The following is a 19,709-nucleotide window of genomic DNA, read 5'->3' as shown; positions in this document are numbered from 1 at the left end:
TTCTGGAGGCACTTCAAGGAGAGTGCCATGCCGACGATCGGCCACCGACGTTATGTTGCCGCGCTGCTGCCGTTCGACAGCGAGATGAAGATCGACGAGCAGGGCTATCGGCGGTTCATCCGTCACTTCGCCGATGATCCCCGTTTTTGCGAGCAGGGTGGCTTGTGCGTGAACCCGGAGGCGGGAGAAATCTTCTACCTCACCCGGGAGGAAAAGCGGCGCGTCCTCGAAATCGCGATGGAGGAAGCGCATGGCAAGCTGCCGATCATCAGCGGTACCTGGGCGCTGACCACCGACGAGATGGTCGAGACGGCGCGCGACTGCAAAGCGCTGGGCGTCGACGGCATATTCGTCACCCCACCGGGCGGAGCCCAGGATGTGACGTCCTGCTGGGATGCCGACATGTACCCGGAAATCTGGGGTGACACGATCAAGGCTCAGGATCGCGCGGTTGATCTCCCGATCGTGACCCATCCTGTTTCCGGCTCGGACTTCCCCTTCTACCCCGGGCTTCCGGTGCAAGCGACGGTCGCATTGTGCCGCGAAATTCCCAACATCGTCGGGTGGAAGATGACGTACATGTACGACGGCTACAAGATCGTCGCTAATGCATTGCGTCAGATGGACCGACCGGTCGCGGTGATGGGGGCGCTTGCCTCGCGCTTCCACGAATATCGTGCGAATGAGTTGTTCGACGGGACGCTAAGCGGGTTCTGGAACTTCGCACGCGATCCGATGCTCGATCATCTCGCGGCGTGGGACCGGGGCGACTATCCCGCCGCGAGTGCGGTATGGAAGAGCGGGCTGGTGAAGCTGCACGAATATGTTGCGGACATGGGCCGGCTGCACATCCGCTACAAAACCGCGACTTGGCTGGCCGGCCTGATCCCGTCGCCCTTCATGCGGGCGCCGATGCCCAAACCCAAGCGCGCTGAGGTCGACACGCTGTACACGCTGCTGAAGGGCGCCGGCATTCCGACCATCGACCGGTCGGAACTGGATTTGGTGCCGTGACTGGTGCGCCGTCGCCTGAGCTCGGTGGGCTGAGCAGGCGGCTGCTGCTCGGTGCGGTCGGGGGCGGGGCCGTGGCGCTGGCGCTGTCGGGATGCGGCAGCGAAGGCGACGGCGCGCGCAAAGCATCGGTCGGCTTTCTCGACCGGCTCGCCGACCTGACAATCCCGGCGACGGACACGCCGGGTGCCAATGCGGTAGGTGCCGGCGGATTTGCCGAGCGCGCTCTGGTCAGCGGCCTGTTCGGCGGTTCGGCCGCATCGGTTGGCATGGTCGAAGCAGCGTTGGACAAGGCAGGTGGGGTCGGCTTCATGCGTGCGCCCGCCGAGCGCCAGGCGCTGATGTTGGCCGATCTCGACCGCCGCGTATTTGCCGATCCCCGCCCGCAGGATGACGTCGCAAAGGCGTGGCGGAGCGTCAAGCAGGCGATCATCTACTCTTACTACACCAGCGAGGTAGGTGCGTCTGTCGAGCTTCGCTACGAACTCGTTCCCGGCCGCTACGACCCCGACATCCCGCTCACGGATGGCGAACGATACCTATCGAACAATTGGATGGCGAACCTCGGCTGATGGTGGATGTGACGGATTTCGATGCGATCGTTGTGGGATCCGGTATCACCGGCGGATGGTCGGCGAAGGAGCTTTGCGAGGCCGGCCTGAAGGTGCTGATGATCGAGCGCGGTCGGTCGATCGAACACCAAAGCGGGTACACGACTGAGACTGCGGCGCCATGGGAGCTGCCCTATCGCGGCCTGGGCGATCCCGCAGAATTAGAACGCGAGCAGCCTGTGCAGCGCAAGTTGTGGCAGGTGAACGAGTGGAACAAGCAGTATTTCGTCAACGATCGCGAGAATCCATATCAGACTGCCGGCGCTCCCTTCACCTGGTTCCGCAGCCATCAGCTTGGCGGGCGCTCGCTTGTCTGGGGACGTCAGTCGTTCCGTTGGTCGGACTATGACTTTGGCGCGAACAAGGCTGACGGACACGGCACGGACTGGCCGATCCGCTACGCCGACATGGATCGCTGGTATTCACATGTCGAGAGCTTCATCGGTGTCTCGGGCACGCGCGAGGGGCTGCCGCAGCTGCCTGATGGCGAGTTCCAGCCGCCGATACCGCTGAACGCGGCGGAAACGCGCGTGAAGGCTGCAGTCGAGCGGGCATTTCCGGGGCGCAAGATGATCCCGGGGCGTCCCGCCAATCTGACCCGAAAGATCGGCGATCGTGGGCCGTGTCAGTATCGCGGGATTTGTAGTCGCGGTTGTTCGTACGGGGCCTATTTCTCCTCCCAATCCTCGACGCTGCCTGCGGCTCGGGCGACCGGCAATCTGACGTTGCTTACAGATACCGCCGTTGAATCGATTGTCTTTGATCCCACAACGAACCGCGTGACCGGCGTCCGGACTATCGACGCGAATACAAAGGCACACAGGTCGTTTACTGCGCGGATGGTGTTTGTGAATGCCGGCGCCTTCAACAGCGTCGCGCTGCTGCTGCGATCGCGTAGCGAACGGTTTGCAAACGGGCTCGCGAACTCGAGCGGCGTGCTCGGCCGGTACATCATGGATCACGCCGTTGCGATGGCGGCACGTGCAATCGTACCCGGGATTGCCGACCGGACCTATTATGGAAATCGGCCGAACAACGCGATCATTCCCCGCTTTCGCAACATTGGCGACGACAAGGCGCCGTTCCTGCGCGGATATACTTATCAGGGCGGGGCAGTCCGACGAGGCTGGCGCCGAGGCGGCGACATGGCGGGGACCGGCGATGCGCTCAAGGATACGCTGGGCGATCCGGGCGGCTGGGTGCTGTCGCTGACGGCGTTTGCCGAGACATTGCCTTACGCGGAAAACCGCATCACGCTCGACAAGGCGGTCGATTCATTGGGCCTACCCCAGCTCAAGATCGCGTTCGACTTTCGCGAGAATGAATATGCTGCGCTCCGCGATGCCGAGACGGAGGCGCGTCGAATGCTGGAAGCGGCCGGGGCAAAGGTGATCGCGAGTTCGCACCAGCCGGGAGCAGGGGGAACGTCAGTGCATGAGATGGGTGGTGCCCGCATGGGCAACGATCCCGCTACATCCGTGCTCAACGCATATAATCAAGCGCACGACGCGCCTAATCTGTTCGTGACCGATGGCGCCGCGATGTCTTCTTCGGCCTGCCAGAATCCGTCCCTGACCTATATGGCGCTGACCGCGCGCGCCTGCGCGAACGCGGTGTCGATGCTCAAGGAGGGGCGGCTGTGATGTGGTCCTCGGACGCACAGGCCTGCCTGTCGTGGTGAGACTGGGACTGATCGGAGGCGGGCCGGGGGCCTTTATCGGGCCGGTGCACCGGATCGCTGCTGAGATGGATCGCGAGATTCAGCTGGTCGCAGGTGTATTCAGCAGTGATCCGGCGCGATCGCGCGCGGCCGGCCAGGGTTTTGGCATCGACCCGGCGCGCGCTTATGGCAGCCTCGAGGCGCTGATCGCGGGCGAACGCGACCGGCCAGATGGCGTTCAGATGGTAGCCATCACCACTCCCAACCATCTCCATTTCGCGATGGCCAAGACCGCGTTGGAAGCTGGTATTGCGGTGATGAGCGACAAGCCGGCCACCGCGACGTTGGCCGAAGCGACCGCGCTTGAGCAGATCGTCGCGCGGACCGGCACGCCCTATCGGTTGACCTACACCTATACCGGCTATCCGATGGTGCGCGAGATGCGAGCGCGCATCGCGGCTGGCGCGATCGGTAAGATTCGAAAGTTTGTCGTCGAGTATTTGCAGGGTTGGCTCGCCGATCCGATCGAAGGTGATAACAAGCAGGCGGCGTGGCGGGTCGATCCGGCGCGCGCGGGGATCGGCGCGTGCATCGGTGACATCGGGGTGCACGGCTTCAACCTCCTCGAATTCGTTACCGGTGAGAAGGTGGCGTCGCTCAACGCCGATCTCGTCACGGTGGTCGATGGTCGCACGCTCGACGACGATTGCACGGTGGGATTGCGTCTAGATGGCGGGGCGCACGGGATACTGCTGGCTTCGCAGATTGCGACCGGCGAGCGCAACACGCTGCGGATCCGCGTCTATGGCGCGACTGGCAGTGTCGAATGGACCCATGACGCATGTGATCAGTTGCGAATCGGCGATGCCAACGGGACCGTCACGACTCTGTACGCGGGGGGCGGTGCGCTTGGCGCCGATGCCCGGGCCGCCGCCCGGCTGCCTGCCGGCCATCCGGAGGGGTATCTGGAGGCGTTTGCCAATCTCTATCGCGACTTCGCGGGGTTGCTGAACGACCGGGACGCGCCGCTGCTGCCAGGCATTGAAAGCGGTCTGCGGTCAATGGCGTTCGTGGATACGGCGGTCCGCCACAACGGAGCCGGCTGGGTCGATCTGACGATTTGAGGAGCGCGCGATGAAGACGTTGAAGGGACCGGGCATCTTCCTCGCCCAATTTGCGGGCGATACCGCGCCGTTCAATTCGCTCGACAGCATTGCGGCCTGGGTTGCGTCGCTCGGCTATACGGGCATCCAGATTCCAAGCTGGGACAAGCGCCTGTTCGACCTCGACCGCGCGGCGGAGAGCCAGGACTATTGCGACGAGGTGGCCGGCATCGCCGCGTCGCACGGCCTCGCCATCACCGAGCTGTCGACGCATCTCCAGGGGCAGCTGGTCGCTGTCCACCCGGCCTATGATGCGCAGTTCGACGGCTTCGCGGCCGAGCATGTGCGCGGCAATCCGGTCGCGCGGCAGGAATGGGCGGTGGATCAGGTCAAGAAGGCGGCAACCGCCAGCCGTCGCCTTGGCCTCACCGCCCATGCGAGCTTCTCCGGCGCGCTCGCCTGGCCCTATGTCTATCCCTGGCCGCAGCGTCCGGCGGGCCTGATCGAGGATGCGTTCGACGAGCTGGCGCGGCGGTGGAAGCCGATCCTCGACCATTTCGACCATGAGGGCGTCGATATCGGCTACGAGATCCATCCAGGCGAGGATCTGCACGACGGCGTGACGTTCGAGATGTTCCTCGAGCGCGTCGGCAACCATCCGCGCGCCAACATCCTCTACGACCCCAGCCATTTCGTGCTGCAGCAGCTCGATTATCTGGCGTTCATCGACATCTACCACGCGCGGATCAAATGCTTCCACGTCAAGGACGCCGAGTTTCGGCCGAGCGGGCGGGCAGGGGTCTATGGCGGCTATCAGAGCTGGGTCGACCGTCCCGGCCGCTTCCGCTCCCTGGGTGACGGACAGGTCGATTTCGGCGGGATCTTCTCGAAGATGGCGGCGTACGACTTTGCCGGCTGGGCCGTGCTCGAATGGGAATGCGCGCTCAAGCATCCCGAACAGGGTGCAGCCGAGGGCGCCCCGTTCATCGACCGCCACATCATTCGGGTGACCGAGCACGCGTTCGACGATTTCGCGGCCGGCGGGGCGGATCGCGCGGCCAACCGTGCGCTGCTGGGGCTGATCTAATCGGTTCGTAGCGCCGATGCGTCGGCAAGCGAGCGAATGCCGCCTGCCAGGAAACGCAGGGCGGGTGCATAGCCGCTGCGCAAATCATTGCTATCCAGCCGCCCTCCGGAGAACCGGTCGATCAGCCCGGACGCGGCGAACAGTCCCATGATGATCGATACCGTGTGAACATAGGCTCGAACGGCCAGATCTTCATCGAGCCCCGGTACTGCGACCTGAAGCCTGCTGATGAACAGGCGGCCGACTGCACCGAAATACTGCTCGCCCAGAGCCGACCAGCGCGAATTCTGCGCAGTCACCGCGATCACATGCGCATAGGCCCGCCAGCCGGGTTCGCCGGTTTCCAGCAGGTCGAGATATGGATGTATGAAGGCTTCGAGCAGCCCGACGAGATCGTCCGGCGCCACCAGCGTCATTGCTGCGAGGCGGTTCGCGTTCAGCTCGTCCGCCCGGCGTGCGATGACTGCCGCGAACAGGCTTTCCTTCGTGGCGAAATGATAGGTGAGCAGCCCCAGCAGCACCGCGGCCCGGTCCGCCACCAGCCGCATGGAAACGCCCTCAAATCCCTGCTCTGCGAAGCATTGTTCGGCCGCATCAAGGATCTGCTGCTTCGTTCGCATCCCTTTGGCGTTGGGATTTGAGGACGCCCGCACAGCGCGTTCGAGTGTTGTGGTGGTCAATCAGGCAGCTTTCCAAGCGGGGGCGGCCGATGCCGACCGCCCCAGTGAACCGTCAAACGGGCTGAACCGCGCGTTGCAGAATCCGGCGTTCCATGGCCAGATGTGCCGCGACCTTCTCGAAGCCGTTGTCATCGCTGACCTGGTGCCCCTCCCATTCGCTCGAAATCGAGCCGCGATAGCCGCCTGCGACGAAAATGGGCAGAATTGCTTCATAGTCGATCGACGGATCCTCACCCGTTGTCTCGTCCACGCCATAGAACTTTCCGTGGATATGCACGGTTTGTGGCATGATTTCGAGCCAGTTGGTCAACGGTTGACGGCTGAACAAGCCAAAGATGATCGATACATCGACCGCATGAACCTCGTCATGGCCTTTCGCTTTTGCCCAATCGAGGAATTTGGCGCGCCGCTTGAACGGCTCCATCTGCTCTTCCCAGATCTCAAGCGCGTGGTCGACCATGCCCTGATCGATTCCGCGCCATTTAAAATAGTCCTTGTACGCGGGCGGCACCGAGCGGGCCGATGCACCGAAATCGGGGATGAAGCCGAGATAGGGGGAGCCCACCCGCTCATAAGTCTCGCGGTAAGCGATCACATCGGGGTGGTCGATGCTGTGCGGCGCATGGATCTCGAGGCCAAGACGGACGTCGAGCTTCTCGGCAAGAGGCGCGAGCTTGGCGACCACTTCCGGGGTGGCGGCATATTGGAAACGCGCAACTGGAAAGCCCAGCTTGGCCGCGGCTTCGATTTGGCGGGCGTGATAGGCGACCGATTCATCGAAGGTCATCGGGCGGTTGCGGTCGATCAGAGCATCGGCGTTGATCGCGAGGCAGGTCGGGGTAAGCCCGGTTTCTGCAATCAGGCCCTTGAACCAGTCGGCGAACGCATCGGTCACGACCGGAAAGCCCCTTACGCTCTGGAACCCGACGATCTCGATGCCGGGGCCAAGATTGCGGGCGGCAACCTCACGCACCAGCCCCTCGAGGTCGTACCGCCGCGAGTGAAACTCGTTGGTGAAGCTGTAGAGGGTCGAGCCGAGCGTGATGCCGGCAGTGTCGCTGTGCGTTGCGTCCATCACTTCAACTCCATCTTGCGGGTCCAGCGCACGGCGCGGCGCAATCCACGGATATAGGGGGGGTAGATGCTGAGGGTGACCTGGACATCATAGTCGCGGCCACGCTCCAGTCCGGGAAGCTGCGCGGCGATGGTCGCGGTGTCGGGCACCCACCAGAACTGGTCGGTCTTGCTGGGTAGTTCGGATACCGGCAACCGCGTCCCGTCGAGTTCAAAGTCGATCCCGTCCAGGGCGACCGGCGCGCCGTCGATCAGAACTTCGTCCAGTTCGACATTGGATAGCGGAATGGCGCGGTACCAGGGCAGCCTGAGGCCGAGGGTGAAGCCGTCCCGAGCTGCGCGCAGGCTGTCCGGCTCGATGACCTTGTCTAACATCATTGCTGTATTCTCCTTCGGCAAGGCAGCGCGTCCGAGCGGGGCGCTCTGCTGCACAGGTCGATTGGCTTGTCCGCATCTGCGGCCCAACTGACCGTTACCGCGCATGCGCTCGCAGCATCAACGGGGCAGTCCATGCTGTTCTTGACCGCTGCTTCGCACAAAGTTGTCTGCCCCCGAAAATCGCCAATTAGCGCGTGAATGCAGCGTGTTCCGTGTGTCATCAGCGGCTCGAGAACGCCGTTCAGCGTGCCCGATATCGGGTTAGAATCGACAGGAGATCATGTGCGCAAACTCGCATTCGTAACCGGGGCCGCCAGCGGGATCGGACAGGGGATCGCGGTGGCGCTCGCCCACGCCGGATATGACGTCGCGATCAATTACAGCCGCAACGACGAGGGGGCGGCCCAGACGGCGGCGCGGATCGCGGAGGCCGGGGCCAGAACCCTGACGATCAAGGCCGATGTGAGCGACGAGGCGCAGGTCGTGGACATGATCGCCACGCTGGAATCGCAGTTCGGGGACCGGCTCGACCTGCTCGTCAATAATGCCGGAACCACCATCTCGACGCCCCCGAACAAGTTCGATCAGGTTGACGTCGCCGAGTTCGACCGGGTGTTCGCGGTGAATGTGCGCGGCACGTTTCTTGTGACGAAGCACGCCGTTCGTCTGTTGCGCGCAGCCGATCGCGCAGATGTGATCAACACCGCCAGCATCGTCGGCCTGCGGCCGGGTCCGCAGCCATTGCCCTATTCGGCAAGCAAGGCGGCGATCGTATCGATGACCCAAACGCTCGCGGGCGCACTGGGGCCGAACATTCGCGTCAACGCGCTCGCGCCCGGCTGGCTGGAAGGTGAATGGATGGAGGGGGCGCTTGGCAGCAATTACGAGCGGCTGATGGAGCGCCGCGCGAAGGCGACCCCGCTGGGGCGCTGTGCGACCGTCGACGACGTTGCTGAAACCGCAGTGTCGATCGCCACGGGTATGCGGTTCATGAGCGGCCAGGTCTTCGTGATCGACGGCGGCTTCGCGGCGGTGACCTGACATGGCGGGCGCACCAATGGATGGAGTCGTGCCGTTCCCGGATGACTTTGCGGCCAAATATCGTGCCGCGGGCTACTGGCGCGATGAAGCGATGCGCGACGTGTTTGCGCGCTGGTGCGCGACCTTCGCGGACCGCATCGCGCTTCGCGATGCCGAGCGTGCGGTCAGCTATGCTGAGCTTGACGCGCGATCGACCAATCTTGCGCTTAACCTGCTCGACCTAGGCATCGCGCCGCGCGACCGCGTGGTCGTGCAGCTTCCGAACGTCATGGAGTTCGCCTATCTGCATTTCGCGCTGCAAAAGATCGGAGCCATTCCGGTACTGGCGCTGCCGCCGCACCGCTATCGCGAGATGAGCTTCTTCGCGCAGGTTTCGACCGCCGTTGCGGCGTTCACCCCGGTTGCGCATCGCGAATTCAGCTACGTCGACATGATCGCGCGCATCCGTGCTGAAGCGCCGCACCTGCGGCATCACGTGGTGCTGGGGCAGGCGGAAGCGGCCGTTATCTCGCTCGAGGAACTCATCGAGCGTCCGGCTACGCGCCACGCGGCGTCGCTGGAGCGCATCGCGATCGATCCCGATCTGCCGGCCGTATTCCTGCTCTCGGGCGGCACCACGGGCATCCCGAAGCTGATCCCGCGCACGCATAACGACTACGTCTTCAACTCCGAGCTGGCGGTTTCGGTCTGTGACGTCGGACCGGATAGCGTGCTGCTCGACATCCTGCCGATCGGGCACAATCTCCCGCTAGCCTGTCCCGGACTGCAGGGATTTCTGTCGCGCGGCGCGAGCGTAGTGCTCCACACCAGCACTGCGCCCGAGGCTATCTTCCCGCTTATCGACCGCTACGGGGTGACGCATATTCATGCCGTGCCCGCTTTGTTGATACGCTGGACCGAGAGCCCGTTGAGTCAAAGCCACGACCTGGGATCCGTCCGCGTGATCCAGAGCGGTGGCCAGCGGCTGCAACCTGAAGTCCGTCGTCGCACAGCGCGCACGTTTCGAAACGTCATCGTGCAGGAGAATTTCGGCATGGCCGAAGGGCTGCTGATGTTCGTGCGCCTCGACGACCCGGAAGATGTCCGCATGGAGACGGTCGGGCGCCCCATCTGCCCCGACGACGAGGTGCTGATCCTTGGCGAGGACGATCTGCCCGTGGCCGACGGGGAGGTGGGCGAGCTTTGCTGCCGCGGCCCATACACATTGCGTGGCTATTATCGCGCCGATGAGCACAACCGCCGCGCGTTCACGCCGGACGGCTTTTATCGCTCGGGCGACCTGATGCGGCGTCATCCGTCCGGCAATTACATGGTCGAGGGACGGAAGAAGGACCTGATCAACCGCGGCGCGGAAAAGATCAGCGCGGAAGAGATCGAGGAACTGATCCTGCGGCACCCGGCGGTACTCAACGCGGCGTGCGTGCCGATCCCTGACCCCCTCATGGGCGAACGCAACTGCGCATGCGTCATCCTGCGTGAGGGGCAGCTGCTCGACCTTGCGGAACTGAATGCCTTTCTCGAAACCTTCGAACTCGCGCGGTTCAAGCTGCCCGAGCGGCTGGAGTTGTTCGCAAACTTCCCGCTCAGCAATTTCGGCAAGGTTTCAAAGAAGGATCTGGTGGCGAGCGTCGTGGCGCGCATGGACGGTGCAGCATGAGCCGGCTCGTCGCAGTCGAGCGGCGCGACGGTATCGGGATCGTCACGCTGGCCGATCCCGATCGCCGTAACCTGCTGTCGATCGACATGTGCGCGACCCTTTCATCGGCCATCGCGGACCTCGGCGCGGATCCGGAAATCCATGCAGTTGTCATCACCGGTGCCGGCAGCGCTTTCTGTGCTGGCGCCGACCTTTCCGATCTGACCGCGGCGGCGTCCGACCCTGTGTCGCTGGAGCCGGTCTATCGATCGTTCCTGGATGTTGCTGCCTGTCCATTGCCGACCATCGCAGCGATCAACGGGCCTGCCGTCGGCGCGGGGATGAATCTGGCGTTAGCCTGCGACATGCGTATCGCAGCGCAAGGGGCGTGGTTCGATACGCGCTTCCTGCAGATCGGCCTCCATCCCGGTGGCGGGCATGGCTGGATGCTGTTGCGCGCTGTCGGTTGGGCAGAGGCCAGCCGCCTGCTCCTCACCGGCCCGCGCGTCGGAGCCGCCGAAGCAGAGGCGATCCGCCTCGTTCAGCGCCTCGTCGCGGGTGAACAGCTGCTCGACGAGGCCATCGCGCTGGCCAAGGGCGCAGCCGCGCTGCCGCGCGAGTTGCTGGTTCGGACCAAGCACAGCCTGCATCTCGCGGCGGCGAGTTCGCACGCAGCCGCCGTGGCGCATGAGACCGAGCAACAGGCGTGGTCGCTGCACCAGCCGGCGTTTGCCGAACGGGTCAGCCGGATGTATCGGACGGTGAGCGGGCAATGACATCCGCGCCGCCCTTGTTGATCGAGACGCGCGACCAGGTCGCCTATCTCACGATCAACCGCCCTGCGGTGTTGAACGCGATGGACTCCGCCGCACATCTCGCGCTCAGCGAAGCGCTCGACGTCTGTGCGGCCGACGATGCGGTCCGCGTAGTGGTGCTGACCGGAGCGGGCGACCGGGCGTTCAGTGTCGGCCGCGATCTCAAGGAGCTGTCGGACCCGGCGATGGCTGCGGCTGCATCCGCGCGCTGGTCGCGGGTCACCCGGCTGACCGACCGGTTCGACTATCCCAAGCCGATCGTGGCGCGCGTGAACGGCTACGCGCTTGGCGGCGGGTTCGAACTCGCGCTCGCCTGTGATCTCATCGTCGCCTCGGCGGGCGCGACATTCGCGCTGCCGGAAGTGCGGCGTGGTCTGATCCCGTTCGCCGGTGGTGTGCATCGCCTGCCGCGTCAGCTGCCGCTCAAAACTGCGATGGGCTATTTGCTGACCGGTCGCCACATGACCGCGCAACGCGCCTTCGAACTGGGGCTGGTCAACCAGGTGGTGCCGGCCGAAGCGCTCGACGCCGCAATCTCGGAATGGGTCGATGATCTCATCGCGGGCGCGCCGCTTTCGATCCGGTCGATCAGGCAATGCGTTGCGCAGGGCAGCGCGCTGCCGCTCGCCGACGCAATGGCCGCGCCCTACTCGGCCGAGCAGGTCCGCCTCGCCAGCAGCGATGCCGTCGAAGGACCGCTCGCCTTTGCCCAGAAACGTGAGCCCCGCTGGACGGGCCGCTGAGGAGCTTTCCATGCGCATCATCGATTTGCACTGTTATCCCAACACCAAGACCTGGATCGATTGCCAGGGTCCATATGTCGATGCGCTGGCCAAATACTGGAAGCGGGACTGGACGTGGAAGGAAGAAGCCGAAGTCGCGGCTGAGTTCCGCGAAAACGGGGTCGAGGCGTGCCTGGTCGCGCTGGACCTGTCGACCACCATCGCCACTCCGCCATGTTCCAACGACTATGTCGCGGGCATGCGCGATCGCAACCGCGACTGCATGATCGCGGCCTGGGGCGCGCTGGAGCCGTCGATGGGCGAACTTGCGATCAAGGAGGCGCGCCACGCGATGCGCGATCTCGGAATGATCGGATTCCATTTTCATCCGATCATGCAGCATTTCAGCGTCGATGACGTTCGCTACTACCCGCTGTTCGAGGAGTTATCGGCGCTCAAGGCCGCAGTCATGATCGACGTCGGCATGACTGGCATGGGCGCGGGGATGCCGGGGGGGATGGGGGCAAAGACGCGGCATGCCCATCCCTCGGCGGTCGATGCCCTCGCCGCCGACTTTCCTGACCTGACGATCATCATGGCTCACCCGGGCTATCCCTGGATCGATGAAACGACGGTCGTCGCACTGCACAAGGCGAATGTCTATTGGGAGATGTCGGGCTGGGGGCCCAAATATCTGCCCGACAGTATCATCCGGGACATGCGCGGGCGTCTGCGCGACAAGATGATGTTCGGATCCGATTATCCCAGCATCCCATATCCGCGCCTGTTCAAGGAATGGAACGAGCTGGGCTTCAACGACGCGTTCCTGGAGAACTTCTTCCACGGTACGGCCGAACGCGTGCTGGGCCTGTAATGGCGCGCGCGGCCGTCATCGTATCGACCGCGCGCACCCCGATCGGGCGCGCCTATCGCGGGACGCTGAACACCACGCATGGTGCGGACTTGGCGGGGCACGCTATCCGGCACGCCGTCGCGCGCGCCGGAGTCGCGGCCCGGATGATCGAAGACGTCGTTCTGGGCTGCGGCCGTCCCGAGGGCGCCACCGGGGGAAATGTTGCGCGACAGGCGAGCCTCGCGGCGGGCCTGCCGGTCGATGTGCCTGGTATGACCGTCAGCCGGATGTGCGCGTCCGGGCTGCAGGCGATTGCGATTGCTGCGCAACGCATCCTGTGCGGTGAGGCCGACATCCTCGTCGCCGGCGGGGTGGAAGCAATCTCACTCGTCCAGAATCGTCACACCAATGAATTCCGGCGCAAGAGTGCTTCCTTGGAGACACTGGCGCCTGCGATCTACATGCCGATGCTCGAAACCGCCGAGATCGTCGCCGAGCGGTACGGGATCAGCCGCGAGGCGCAGGACGCCTATGCACTGCAAAGTCAGCTGCGCACCGCCGCAGCGCAGGCGGCCGGACGCTTCGATGCAGAGATCGTGCCGATCGAGGTTCTGCGGGAGGTGCCCGCCACGGACGATCCGGCGGGGGAATTTGTCCCCGCGCGACTGGATCGCGACGAGGGTAACCGGCCGGGCACAACGTTGGATGCACTTTCGTCCTTAAAGCCCGTGCTGCAACCGGAAGGGACGGTGACTGCGGGCAACGCAAGCCAGTTGTCGGACGGCGCGAGTGCCTGCGTGCTGATGGAGGAAGCTCTGGCGATACGCCGTGGATTGACGCCCCTTGCGCGCTTCCGAGGCTTCGCCATCTCCGGCTGCGAGCCTGACGAGATGGGCATCGGGCCCGTGTTCGCCGTACCCAAGCTGCTCGCGAGACATGGGCTGTCCGTGGACGATATCGACCTCTGGGAACTCAACGAAGCGTTCGCGGTCCAGACCGTCTATTGTCGCGACCGGCTGGGCATCGATCCAGCACGATTCAACGTCAATGGCGGAGCCATTTCGATCGGGCACCCCTATGGCATGTCCGGCGCGCGGATGACCGGCCATATTGCGATCGAGGCGCGGCGCAGGGGGGCACGGTATGGCGTCGTCACAATGTGCGTCGGCGGTGGCATGGGCGCGGCGGCGCTGTTCGAATTCGTCTAAATTCGCGTCGATCGACCTCGCCCAATGCCTCGCCGACGCTAACCGGCGGCGGCGAGTTCGCCCAGGATTCGCTGACGAAAGGCGCGCGGCGAGACGCCGTAGGTGCTGCTGAACGACCGGCTGAAATGGGCCAGATCGATGAAGCCCCAGGAAAACGCGATCTCGCTCACCGATTTTCGGGCGAGCGCGGGGGTCGACAATTCACGGTGGCATCGCGCCAGGCGCTCGACACGAACCCAGCGCATCAGCGTCATCGGTTCGTCGGCGAAGATGTCATAGATGTAGCGTTGCGAAAGCCTGAGCTCGTCGGAGACGAGCTTGCAGCTCAGGTCCGGATTGGCGAGGTGCTTGCGCACGAACGACTTTACCCGCTCTTTGTGGAACAGGCTGATGCTGGATGGGCAGATATCGCCGCTCCCCTCGCGCGCGGACAGCGCGATCGCCAGCAGATGCGGGATTGCGTCGGCGAATCGATCGGCAACGTCAGGTGTCAGCGTCAGGGCCATGTCGAACAGGCGGCTCAGCAGATCCACTACGATTCGCGTCGTGCTGCTATTGCCGTCCAGGCGAACACCCAGACAGCAGTCGATCTCGGGATAGACGGAGCGGAAATAGGCAGCGTCGATGTAAACGGAATTCGCGCGCATCGACCCGGTTTCAATGTTGAAGTCCCGCATCGTGTTGATGAGGTAGAGATCCCCCGCCGCGACCTCTGCCTCGCGCCCGTCCTGGCTAATCCAGGCGCTTCCTTCAATCAGGTGGTTGAGCAGGAAATACTCGCGCGCGTGCGCCACAGGGGTGATCGATCGGCGCGTCTTGTGCGGAGAGAAGCTCAATTGTGCGATGTTCAGCCGGCCAATTTCGACCGGCTTGATCACGGCCTGAAATGCGTCCGGACCGGTCGGCTCGACGATGAAGCCGACATGAAACAGGCTCGACAATTTCTGCGTAAATGCTGCCGGCTCGGTGATGCCGGTATCCGGGACCGCTTGCTCGATCATGAAACCTCTCCAGCCGTGCCATTTTTGCACGATCGTCCAAACTTACGTCAGTGCAACGGTTGCGGCTAGAGAGATTCGATCAACCTCCCGGTGTGGGATGCGCAATCCGGCAACTGCTGGCGCGCTGCGGGAAAAGCCAGCTTTAGGGCAGCGGAACGGGATCGATGCCGCGATCGATCGGCACCTGAAACGTCTCGATCAGGAAGGCGAGAGTCGTGTACATGCCGACGGTGGAAATAATATCCAGCACAGCCGGCGTACCGAGTTTACGGGTGATCCGGTCAAGCAGGGCCGGTGAAAGCTTTCCGTGATCGAGCAACGCATCGACTGCGGCGATGAGTAGGCCGTCCTCGTTCCCTTCCGCACCGCGCGCGGTGGCGTTGATCCGCTGGTCTGACAGTCCGACTGCCAACCCGCGTGCCACGTGATGCGCCCATTCGTAACGGGAACGATGGCGATAGCCTGTGCGGAGGATGACGAGTTCCGACTGGATCGGCGTCAGTGCTGACTGCGTCACGACATGATTGCGGAAATCGCTCCAGGCCCGCAGCAGCGCCGGATGGTGCGCCATCACGCGATAGACGTTCAGCTTCCCGGCAAAGCCCTCACGCATGTCGGCAATTTCTGCGGGCCACTCAGAGTCGGGAAGGGGGTGCAGCATCAGATCGGTTCTGCCAGCTTCTCGAGCGACTGGGTCACCAGGTCGGTTTGTTCGGATGGGGGGCGCCCTGCCTGTTCCCGTCGTCCGATCTCGAGCGAATTGGCAACGACTATGCGGCACCGCGCCCACCGTCGCGCGACGAAGCGCGGCAGCATCGCGTCGATGTCGCCATTCGCGTTTACAAGCTCCTCCGACAGTACCAGCGCATCCTCCACCGCCATGCCCGCGCCCGAGGCGAGTTGCGGGGTCGTCGGATGCACTGCGTCACCGATAATCACGACGCGGCCGGAATGCCAGGGCGGCGGCATTTCGAATGCTTCTAGCGGTCGCACGACGATCTGCGAGTCGCGGTTCAATCCATCGCGCAGGTCGCCGATCACCCCGCCATAGCCCGCCATCAGCGCGGCCAGCCTGCCCTGCAATTCCTCTTCGGGTATGATCGGATGCTGCGGGGTCTTTTCGAGCAGGAACAGATAGAGGTGCGTGTCGGACACGGGACAGACGCCCACCTTCATGGGCCCGCCAAGATAATAATGACGGCGGTCGACCCCGGCTGGTCGCGGAGCAAAGAGTCTCCAGACCATCTGACCGGTATAGGCGGGGCTTGGCGCATGCGTGAACGTCAGCTTGCGCACCGTTGAATACAGGCCATCAGCGCCGATAACGAGGTCATACCAGCTCGTGGATCCATCGCTGAAGCGGACGGTGACGCCGTCGCCCGCGGTCTGATCAAGATGTTCGACCGTCAGCCCTAGTCGTATGGTTGTACCGCTGGCCCGCACCCGTTCCGAAAGAATGCGGTGCAATTCGGGCCGCATGATCCCGCCACTGCCGGGAATGCCGGTCCGCGAATCGAACGGGTCGGTCAGATCCTCGACCCAGCTGCCGTCGGGCGCGCAGATGCGGATGCCGTCGCCAGCATAGCCCACCTCCAGAAAATCGCGCAAAATCCCCAACTGGTCGAACGCGCGCAACGTCGGACTCGTGACCGTGATACCTGCGCCGTAAACGCGCCAGAGCGGGTCAAGGTCGATCAGATCGACGGAAGCACCGATTGCGCGCAGGCGAATGGCGCTGCTCATCCCGGCGATGCCACCGCCCACGATCAGGATCCGCAAGTCGGTGACGCTCATTGTCCCGTCACCTCGCTCAGGAATGCGCCAACCCCTTCGCTGAACGCATCTGCGCATTCGATATTGGACATATGCGGCGCATCCAGTTCGATCAGTCGGGCGCCCGGGATGGCCCGGGCGATGTCCGCGACCTGTTCGGGCGGCGCGGCCGCATCCTTGCTGCCCGCGACGACAAGCGTTGGGCAGGCGATTGCTCCGAGCAACGCCGTTTGATCGAGGGTGGCGATCGCCTGCGCGGCGGCGCAGAAGCCGTCCGGCCGGGTCGCGCGCACAAGGTTGCCGACCGCCTCAATCGTCATCGGTGCGACGGCGGCAAAGGCTGGCGTGAACCACCGATCGAGCGTGCCCGCGACAATGGCCGATATGCCGCCGGTCTGGACGGCGGCGATGCGCTCAGCCCATGCGCGCCGTACTGGCGATGGCGCGATCGCGACGCCGTTCGCCAGCACCAGGCTCGAAACCAGATCCGGGCGATCATGAGCGAGGCGCATCGCAATCATTGACCCGAACGACAGGCCGACGACCGCCGCTGATCGAATTCCAAGCTGTTCCAGTGTGGCGGCGACCAATGCCGCATAGTCGCCGAACGTGGCACCGTCCGGGATCGGGGGGCTGCTGCCATGGCCGGGCAGATCCAGCGCAACGATCCGAAAGCGACTGCCCCAGCTGAGCAGCTGCGGGGTCCACATCGCGCCCGAAGTCCCGATCGCGTGCAGTAGGACCACCGGGGGCGCGGCGTCGTTGCCCCAGGTGCGATGGTTCAGCGCCGTCACGCCTGCACCCAGCGGCCAAGGGCGATCCCGGTGTACCAGCTCGGCACGGCGCGATAGTGAATTGGCTGGAAGCGCGCGCCGTCGGCGATGCCGTGGGCGACAAGCCAGTTCCGCACTTCCTCCGCGCCGTTTCCGGCCCGCCCGACTTCCGCTTCCGCAAACGCGACGAGCGCGGACTCGTCGCCGGCTTCGAGGCGATCGAGGAAGCCACGGTCGAACGCCTCGTTCACCATGCCCATGCGCGGCGTGCCGACATCGTGGCTGAGCCCGCCCGTCGCCAGCACGACGATCCGCTGGCACTCCTGATAGTCGCGAAGAGCCGCGCCGAGCGCCCGGCCGAACGCGATGCAGCGCGGCATGCGCGGCATCGGCGGTTGCACCGTATTGACGATGACCGGAACAATCGGGGCGAGCGTGGCGATACCGGCAAGCTCGAGCGGTGTGATCATGCCATGATCGAGTGTCAGCGAGAGTGAGAAGGACGGGTCGAACCCGCTCGCGAAGCTGCGATCGATGAGATGCGCGGCAAGGTCGCGGTGGCCGCGCAATTGGCGACGCTCGACCCTCAGCCATGCCTCCATAGGGCTGTCGTGGCTCTCCCCCGCGCCGATGCAGAAGGCCGGCATGTTATCGAGGAAGAAATTGTGCAGGTGATCGTCGGAGATCACGATGATCGCATCGGGTCGCTGGTCGGCGATGGTCCGGCCGATCTGGCGGAAATGGGCAAAGATCTCGTCGCGCTCGGCTGGCGCCGGCGCGTCGGGCAGATTGGTCATTACCGGGGTGTGGCTGACCGCGAAGATGCCGACGATATCAGCCATGGTTCGTTCCTCCCACGGCGCGCAGCGCGGCGAGATATTCGGGATCGGGCATGCGAAGTTGCAGGCAATAGGCACGCAGCAGATAGGGGTTGGCGCCGAGCAGATAGAGCTGCCCCACATCGGTCGTGCTCAACGCCGCAACCGCGCGATCCGAAAGCCCGGGCAGGTCCGCCAGATAGGCCTTTGGATCGGCGAAGTAGCGTGCCTCCTCGGCGCGATCGTGTTGCACATCGTACAGGATGCGGTTGATCGCATAGGCCTCTTGGGAAGGCAGCGTCCCGACCCAGTTCGACGCGGTCACCGTGCACCCTCATGCGCGCGCGCGGCGAGCCATTCGACGATCAGCGGCAGCGTCTCAGGGGTAATGCCCATATGGCCGCCCGGGAACATGCGCACTGATTTGGGCGATCCGTGCGAAACGAGCAGGTCGATGTCCGCGACCGGGCATTGCTTGTCCTCCCGCCCGTTGACCAGCAGCATCGGTGCGCAAGGCTGGTCGAGCAGACCTTGATCGAGTAGCGACAGGCGTTCGAAGAAGCCGAGATACTCGGCATCGGTACTGGCGCCGAGCATTCGCATCCGCGTCTCTACCAGTTCCATGAGATAGCTGTCGGGATAGCGGGATGCCGCGATCCAGTCGGCCTGAAACATGTAATGGGCGCCGCCACCCCAGTTGACTGCTGCACTGATGCGGCTGGCATGGACGTGGGCGAGGCGCGTTGCCCAATAGCCGCCGAACGAGCGCCCCAGACATGCCGGACGACCGATCAGATCATCCCGGCGCTCGACCCAGTCGAACACCGGCAGGAACTGGCGGTCGGCATCCGGGACACCCTTGACCGGTGACTCGCCAGTCCCGGGTCCGTCCATGGCGATCGTGGCCACGCCGCGGGCGAGCAACAGGTCGCTCGCGGCGGTCATCTGTTCCTTCCAGGCGTCGACGCCGCCCCACATCACCACCACTGGGACAGGTCCGGTCGTGGCAGGGCGGCGGAACAGGAAGACCACCGCATCGCCCTCGCCCTCGCGTCCTTGGAAGGGCACGGTGACGCGCTCCACGGGACGATCGAACAGCGCCCCTGCGGCGAGATAGGCATCGCGTTCGCGCTGGGCGGATTCGAGCTTGAACGGGTGGTTGGGGCATGGGAAACGCCCCATGAAGAAGAAGCCATGAGCGCGCAGGAAGTGTTCCCGTGCCGTGGTCCGGTCCCCCTCCCGCTGCGATTGCATGGCCTGTTCGAACGCAGCTTCGCCCGCCGTCGTCCAAGCCGGCGCCCAGGATGCGCCGTCGAGTCCGGGAAGCGTTGCGAGGACGCTTTCGGTGTCCTCTACACTCAGGTTGTTCATCGGATGCTGGCGAGCGACCGCCTTTTGGCGCATCCACTCCTTTGCCTCGTCCAGTGTCCGTGGGCGCCCGCCCGCGTGCGTATCTGCCACCTTG

The 19,709-nt window shown here is 64.3% G+C and carries 21 protein-coding genes; 11 read left to right on the top strand and 10 right to left on the bottom strand.

The genetic code is table 11. The annotated features are described in order from the left end of the window. Positions 1-27: 27 nt before the first annotated feature. From ACO05N_RS16880 to ACO05N_RS16860, 5 genes are read left to right on the top strand one after another with little or no spacing between them, the layout of a single operon-like run. Positions 28-1,014, top strand: a complete 987-nt coding sequence (locus ACO05N_RS16880; RefSeq protein WP_422058146.1) for a dihydrodipicolinate synthase family protein — start codon at positions 28-30, stop codon at positions 1,012-1,014. Continuing rightward, on the top strand, positions 1,011-1,583 hold the full coding sequence (locus tag ACO05N_RS16875; RefSeq protein WP_422058145.1) for a gluconate 2-dehydrogenase subunit 3 family protein: 573 nt from the start codon (positions 1,011-1,013) through the stop codon (positions 1,581-1,583). Before ACO05N_RS16880 ends, ACO05N_RS16875 begins: the two co-directional genes overlap by 4 nt. Continuing rightward, positions 1,583-3,265: an FAD-dependent oxidoreductase gene (locus tag ACO05N_RS16870; RefSeq protein WP_422058772.1), complete on the top strand. Its 1,683-nt coding sequence runs from the start codon at positions 1,583-1,585 to the stop codon at positions 3,263-3,265. Before ACO05N_RS16875 ends, ACO05N_RS16870 begins: the two co-directional genes overlap by 1 nt. 34 nt (positions 3,266-3,299) lie before the next feature. After that, positions 3,300-4,406, top strand: coding sequence for a Gfo/Idh/MocA family protein (locus tag ACO05N_RS16865; protein ID WP_422058144.1), 1,107 nt, complete (start codon positions 3,300-3,302; stop codon positions 4,404-4,406). 10 nt (positions 4,407-4,416) lie between these two features. Further along, a complete protein-coding gene (locus ACO05N_RS16860; protein ID WP_422058143.1) occupies positions 4,417-5,472 on the top strand; it encodes a sugar phosphate isomerase/epimerase family protein in 1,056 nt (351 codons plus the stop codon). Here ACO05N_RS16860 and ACO05N_RS16855 read toward each other — a convergent pair. The 3 genes from ACO05N_RS16855 to ACO05N_RS16845 form a co-directional block, all read right to left on the bottom strand. Further along, complete coding sequence (locus ACO05N_RS16855; protein ID WP_422058142.1) at positions 5,469-6,092, bottom strand: TetR/AcrR family transcriptional regulator; 624 nt, start codon at positions 6,090-6,092, stop codon at positions 5,469-5,471. The genes ACO05N_RS16860 and ACO05N_RS16855 overlap by 4 nt on opposite strands. A gap of 112 nt (positions 6,093-6,204) precedes the next feature. Continuing rightward, complete coding sequence (locus tag ACO05N_RS16850) at positions 6,205-7,227, bottom strand: sugar phosphate isomerase/epimerase family protein (RefSeq protein ID WP_422058141.1); 1,023 nt, start codon at positions 7,225-7,227, stop codon at positions 6,205-6,207. Then, positions 7,227-7,604, bottom strand: a complete 378-nt coding sequence (locus ACO05N_RS16845) for a C-glycoside deglycosidase beta subunit domain-containing protein (RefSeq protein ID WP_422058140.1) — start codon at positions 7,602-7,604, stop codon at positions 7,227-7,229. The genes ACO05N_RS16850 and ACO05N_RS16845 overlap by 1 nt, the downstream gene beginning before the upstream one ends. A 282-nt stretch (positions 7,605-7,886) precedes the next feature. On the opposite strand from ACO05N_RS16845, the gene ACO05N_RS16840 reads away from it, so the two are divergent. From ACO05N_RS16840 to ACO05N_RS16815, 6 genes are read left to right on the top strand one after another with little or no spacing between them, the layout of a single operon-like run. After that, complete coding sequence (locus ACO05N_RS16840) at positions 7,887-8,645, top strand: SDR family NAD(P)-dependent oxidoreductase (RefSeq protein WP_422058139.1); 759 nt, start codon at positions 7,887-7,889, stop codon at positions 8,643-8,645. Between the two features lies 1 nt (position 8,646). Then, the gene (locus tag ACO05N_RS16835; protein WP_422058138.1) at positions 8,647-10,302 is read left to right on the top strand and encodes a (2,3-dihydroxybenzoyl)adenylate synthase; all 1,656 of its coding nucleotides are present in this window, start codon (positions 8,647-8,649) and stop codon (positions 10,300-10,302) included. Further along, positions 10,299-11,057 carry an enoyl-CoA hydratase gene (locus tag ACO05N_RS16830; RefSeq protein WP_422058137.1) on the top strand — a complete coding sequence of 253 codons (759 nt, stop codon included), beginning with the start codon at positions 10,299-10,301 and terminating at the stop codon, positions 11,055-11,057. The genes ACO05N_RS16835 and ACO05N_RS16830 overlap by 4 nt, the downstream gene beginning before the upstream one ends. Then, positions 11,054-11,839 carry an enoyl-CoA hydratase-related protein gene (locus tag ACO05N_RS16825; protein ID WP_422058136.1) on the top strand — a complete coding sequence of 262 codons (786 nt, stop codon included), beginning with the start codon at positions 11,054-11,056 and terminating at the stop codon, positions 11,837-11,839. The genes ACO05N_RS16830 and ACO05N_RS16825 overlap by 4 nt, the downstream gene beginning before the upstream one ends. Before the next feature lie 10 nt (positions 11,840-11,849). Next, positions 11,850-12,692: an amidohydrolase family protein gene (locus tag ACO05N_RS16820; protein WP_422058135.1), complete on the top strand. Its 843-nt coding sequence runs from the start codon at positions 11,850-11,852 to the stop codon at positions 12,690-12,692. Beyond that, positions 12,692-13,879 carry an acetyl-CoA C-acyltransferase gene (locus tag ACO05N_RS16815; RefSeq protein WP_422058134.1) on the top strand — a complete coding sequence of 396 codons (1,188 nt, stop codon included), beginning with the start codon at positions 12,692-12,694 and terminating at the stop codon, positions 13,877-13,879. The genes ACO05N_RS16820 and ACO05N_RS16815 overlap by 1 nt, the downstream gene beginning before the upstream one ends. A 38-nt stretch (positions 13,880-13,917) precedes the next feature. Here ACO05N_RS16815 and ACO05N_RS16810 read toward each other — a convergent pair whose 3' ends face one another. From ACO05N_RS16810 to ACO05N_RS16780, 7 genes are all read right to left on the bottom strand, one after another. Next, positions 13,918-14,880, bottom strand: a complete 963-nt coding sequence (locus ACO05N_RS16810; protein ID WP_422058133.1) for a helix-turn-helix domain-containing protein — start codon at positions 14,878-14,880, stop codon at positions 13,918-13,920. Between the two features lie 142 nt (positions 14,881-15,022). Continuing rightward, entirely contained in the window at positions 15,023-15,541 is a 519-nt protein-coding gene (locus ACO05N_RS16805) for a carboxymuconolactone decarboxylase family protein (protein WP_422058132.1), read from the bottom strand. Continuing rightward, complete coding sequence (locus tag ACO05N_RS16800; RefSeq protein ID WP_422058131.1) at positions 15,541-16,674, bottom strand: FAD-dependent oxidoreductase; 1,134 nt, start codon at positions 16,672-16,674, stop codon at positions 15,541-15,543. The genes ACO05N_RS16805 and ACO05N_RS16800 overlap by 1 nt, the downstream gene beginning before the upstream one ends. Next, positions 16,671-17,447 (bottom strand): alpha/beta fold hydrolase, encoded by a 777-nt coding sequence (locus ACO05N_RS16795; RefSeq protein WP_422058130.1) that lies wholly within the window; start codon positions 17,445-17,447, stop codon positions 16,671-16,673. Before ACO05N_RS16795 ends, ACO05N_RS16800 begins: the two co-directional genes overlap by 4 nt. Continuing rightward, the gene (locus tag ACO05N_RS16790) at positions 17,444-18,268 is read right to left on the bottom strand and encodes a 2,3-dihydroxyphenylpropionate 1,2-dioxygenase (protein WP_422058129.1); all 825 of its coding nucleotides are present in this window, start codon (positions 18,266-18,268) and stop codon (positions 17,444-17,446) included. Before ACO05N_RS16790 ends, ACO05N_RS16795 begins: the two co-directional genes overlap by 4 nt. Then, the gene (locus tag ACO05N_RS16785) at positions 18,261-18,569 is read right to left on the bottom strand and encodes a hypothetical protein (RefSeq protein ID WP_422058128.1); all 309 of its coding nucleotides are present in this window, start codon (positions 18,567-18,569) and stop codon (positions 18,261-18,263) included. The genes ACO05N_RS16790 and ACO05N_RS16785 overlap by 8 nt, the downstream gene beginning before the upstream one ends. Then, positions 18,566-19,705 carry an alpha/beta hydrolase family protein gene (locus ACO05N_RS16780; RefSeq protein WP_422058127.1) on the bottom strand — a complete coding sequence of 380 codons (1,140 nt, stop codon included), beginning with the start codon at positions 19,703-19,705 and terminating at the stop codon, positions 18,566-18,568. The genes ACO05N_RS16785 and ACO05N_RS16780 overlap by 4 nt, the downstream gene beginning before the upstream one ends. Positions 19,706-19,709 lie beyond the last annotated feature (4 nt).

Origin of the sequence: Sphingomonas sp., assembly GCF_965227385.1 — a bacterium.
Taxonomy (GTDB): Bacteria; Pseudomonadota; Alphaproteobacteria; order Sphingomonadales; family Sphingomonadaceae; genus Sphingomonas.
This window is presented reverse-complemented; position numbering and strand designations above follow the sequence as displayed.

Bases quoted from the DNA above. Each gene is read 5' to 3' on its own strand.
- ACO05N_RS16880 (WP_422058146.1), top strand. From the start codon at position 28: ATGCCGACGATCGGCCACCGACGTTATGTTGCCGCGCTGCTGCCGTTC.
- ACO05N_RS16870 (WP_422058772.1), top strand. From the start codon at position 1,583: ATGGTGGATGTGACGGATTTCGATGCGATCGTTGTGGGATCCGGTATC.
- ACO05N_RS16860 (WP_422058143.1), top strand. From the start codon at position 4,417: ATGAAGACGTTGAAGGGACCGGGCATCTTCCTCGCCCAATTTGCGGGC.
- ACO05N_RS16855 (WP_422058142.1), bottom strand. From the start codon at position 6,092: ATGCGAACGAAGCAGCAGATCCTTGATGCGGCCGAACAATGCTTCGCA.
- ACO05N_RS16850 (WP_422058141.1), bottom strand. From the start codon at position 7,227: ATGGACGCAACGCACAGCGACACTGCCGGCATCACGCTCGGCTCGACC.
- ACO05N_RS16845 (WP_422058140.1), bottom strand. From the start codon at position 7,604: ATGATGTTAGACAAGGTCATCGAGCCGGACAGCCTGCGCGCAGCTCGG.
- ACO05N_RS16835 (WP_422058138.1), top strand. From the start codon at position 8,647: ATGGCGGGCGCACCAATGGATGGAGTCGTGCCGTTCCCGGATGACTTT.
- ACO05N_RS16830 (WP_422058137.1), top strand. From the start codon at position 10,299: ATGAGCCGGCTCGTCGCAGTCGAGCGGCGCGACGGTATCGGGATCGTC.
- ACO05N_RS16825 (WP_422058136.1), top strand. From the start codon at position 11,054: ATGACATCCGCGCCGCCCTTGTTGATCGAGACGCGCGACCAGGTCGCC.
- ACO05N_RS16820 (WP_422058135.1), top strand. From the start codon at position 11,850: ATGCGCATCATCGATTTGCACTGTTATCCCAACACCAAGACCTGGATC.
- ACO05N_RS16815 (WP_422058134.1), top strand. From the start codon at position 12,692: ATGGCGCGCGCGGCCGTCATCGTATCGACCGCGCGCACCCCGATCGGG.
- ACO05N_RS16810 (WP_422058133.1), bottom strand. From the start codon at position 14,880: ATGATCGAGCAAGCGGTCCCGGATACCGGCATCACCGAGCCGGCAGCA.
- ACO05N_RS16805 (WP_422058132.1), bottom strand. From the start codon at position 15,541: ATGCTGCACCCCCTTCCCGACTCTGAGTGGCCCGCAGAAATTGCCGAC.
- ACO05N_RS16800 (WP_422058131.1), bottom strand. From the start codon at position 16,674: ATGAGCGTCACCGACTTGCGGATCCTGATCGTGGGCGGTGGCATCGCC.
- ACO05N_RS16790 (WP_422058129.1), bottom strand. From the start codon at position 18,268: ATGGCTGATATCGTCGGCATCTTCGCGGTCAGCCACACCCCGGTAATG.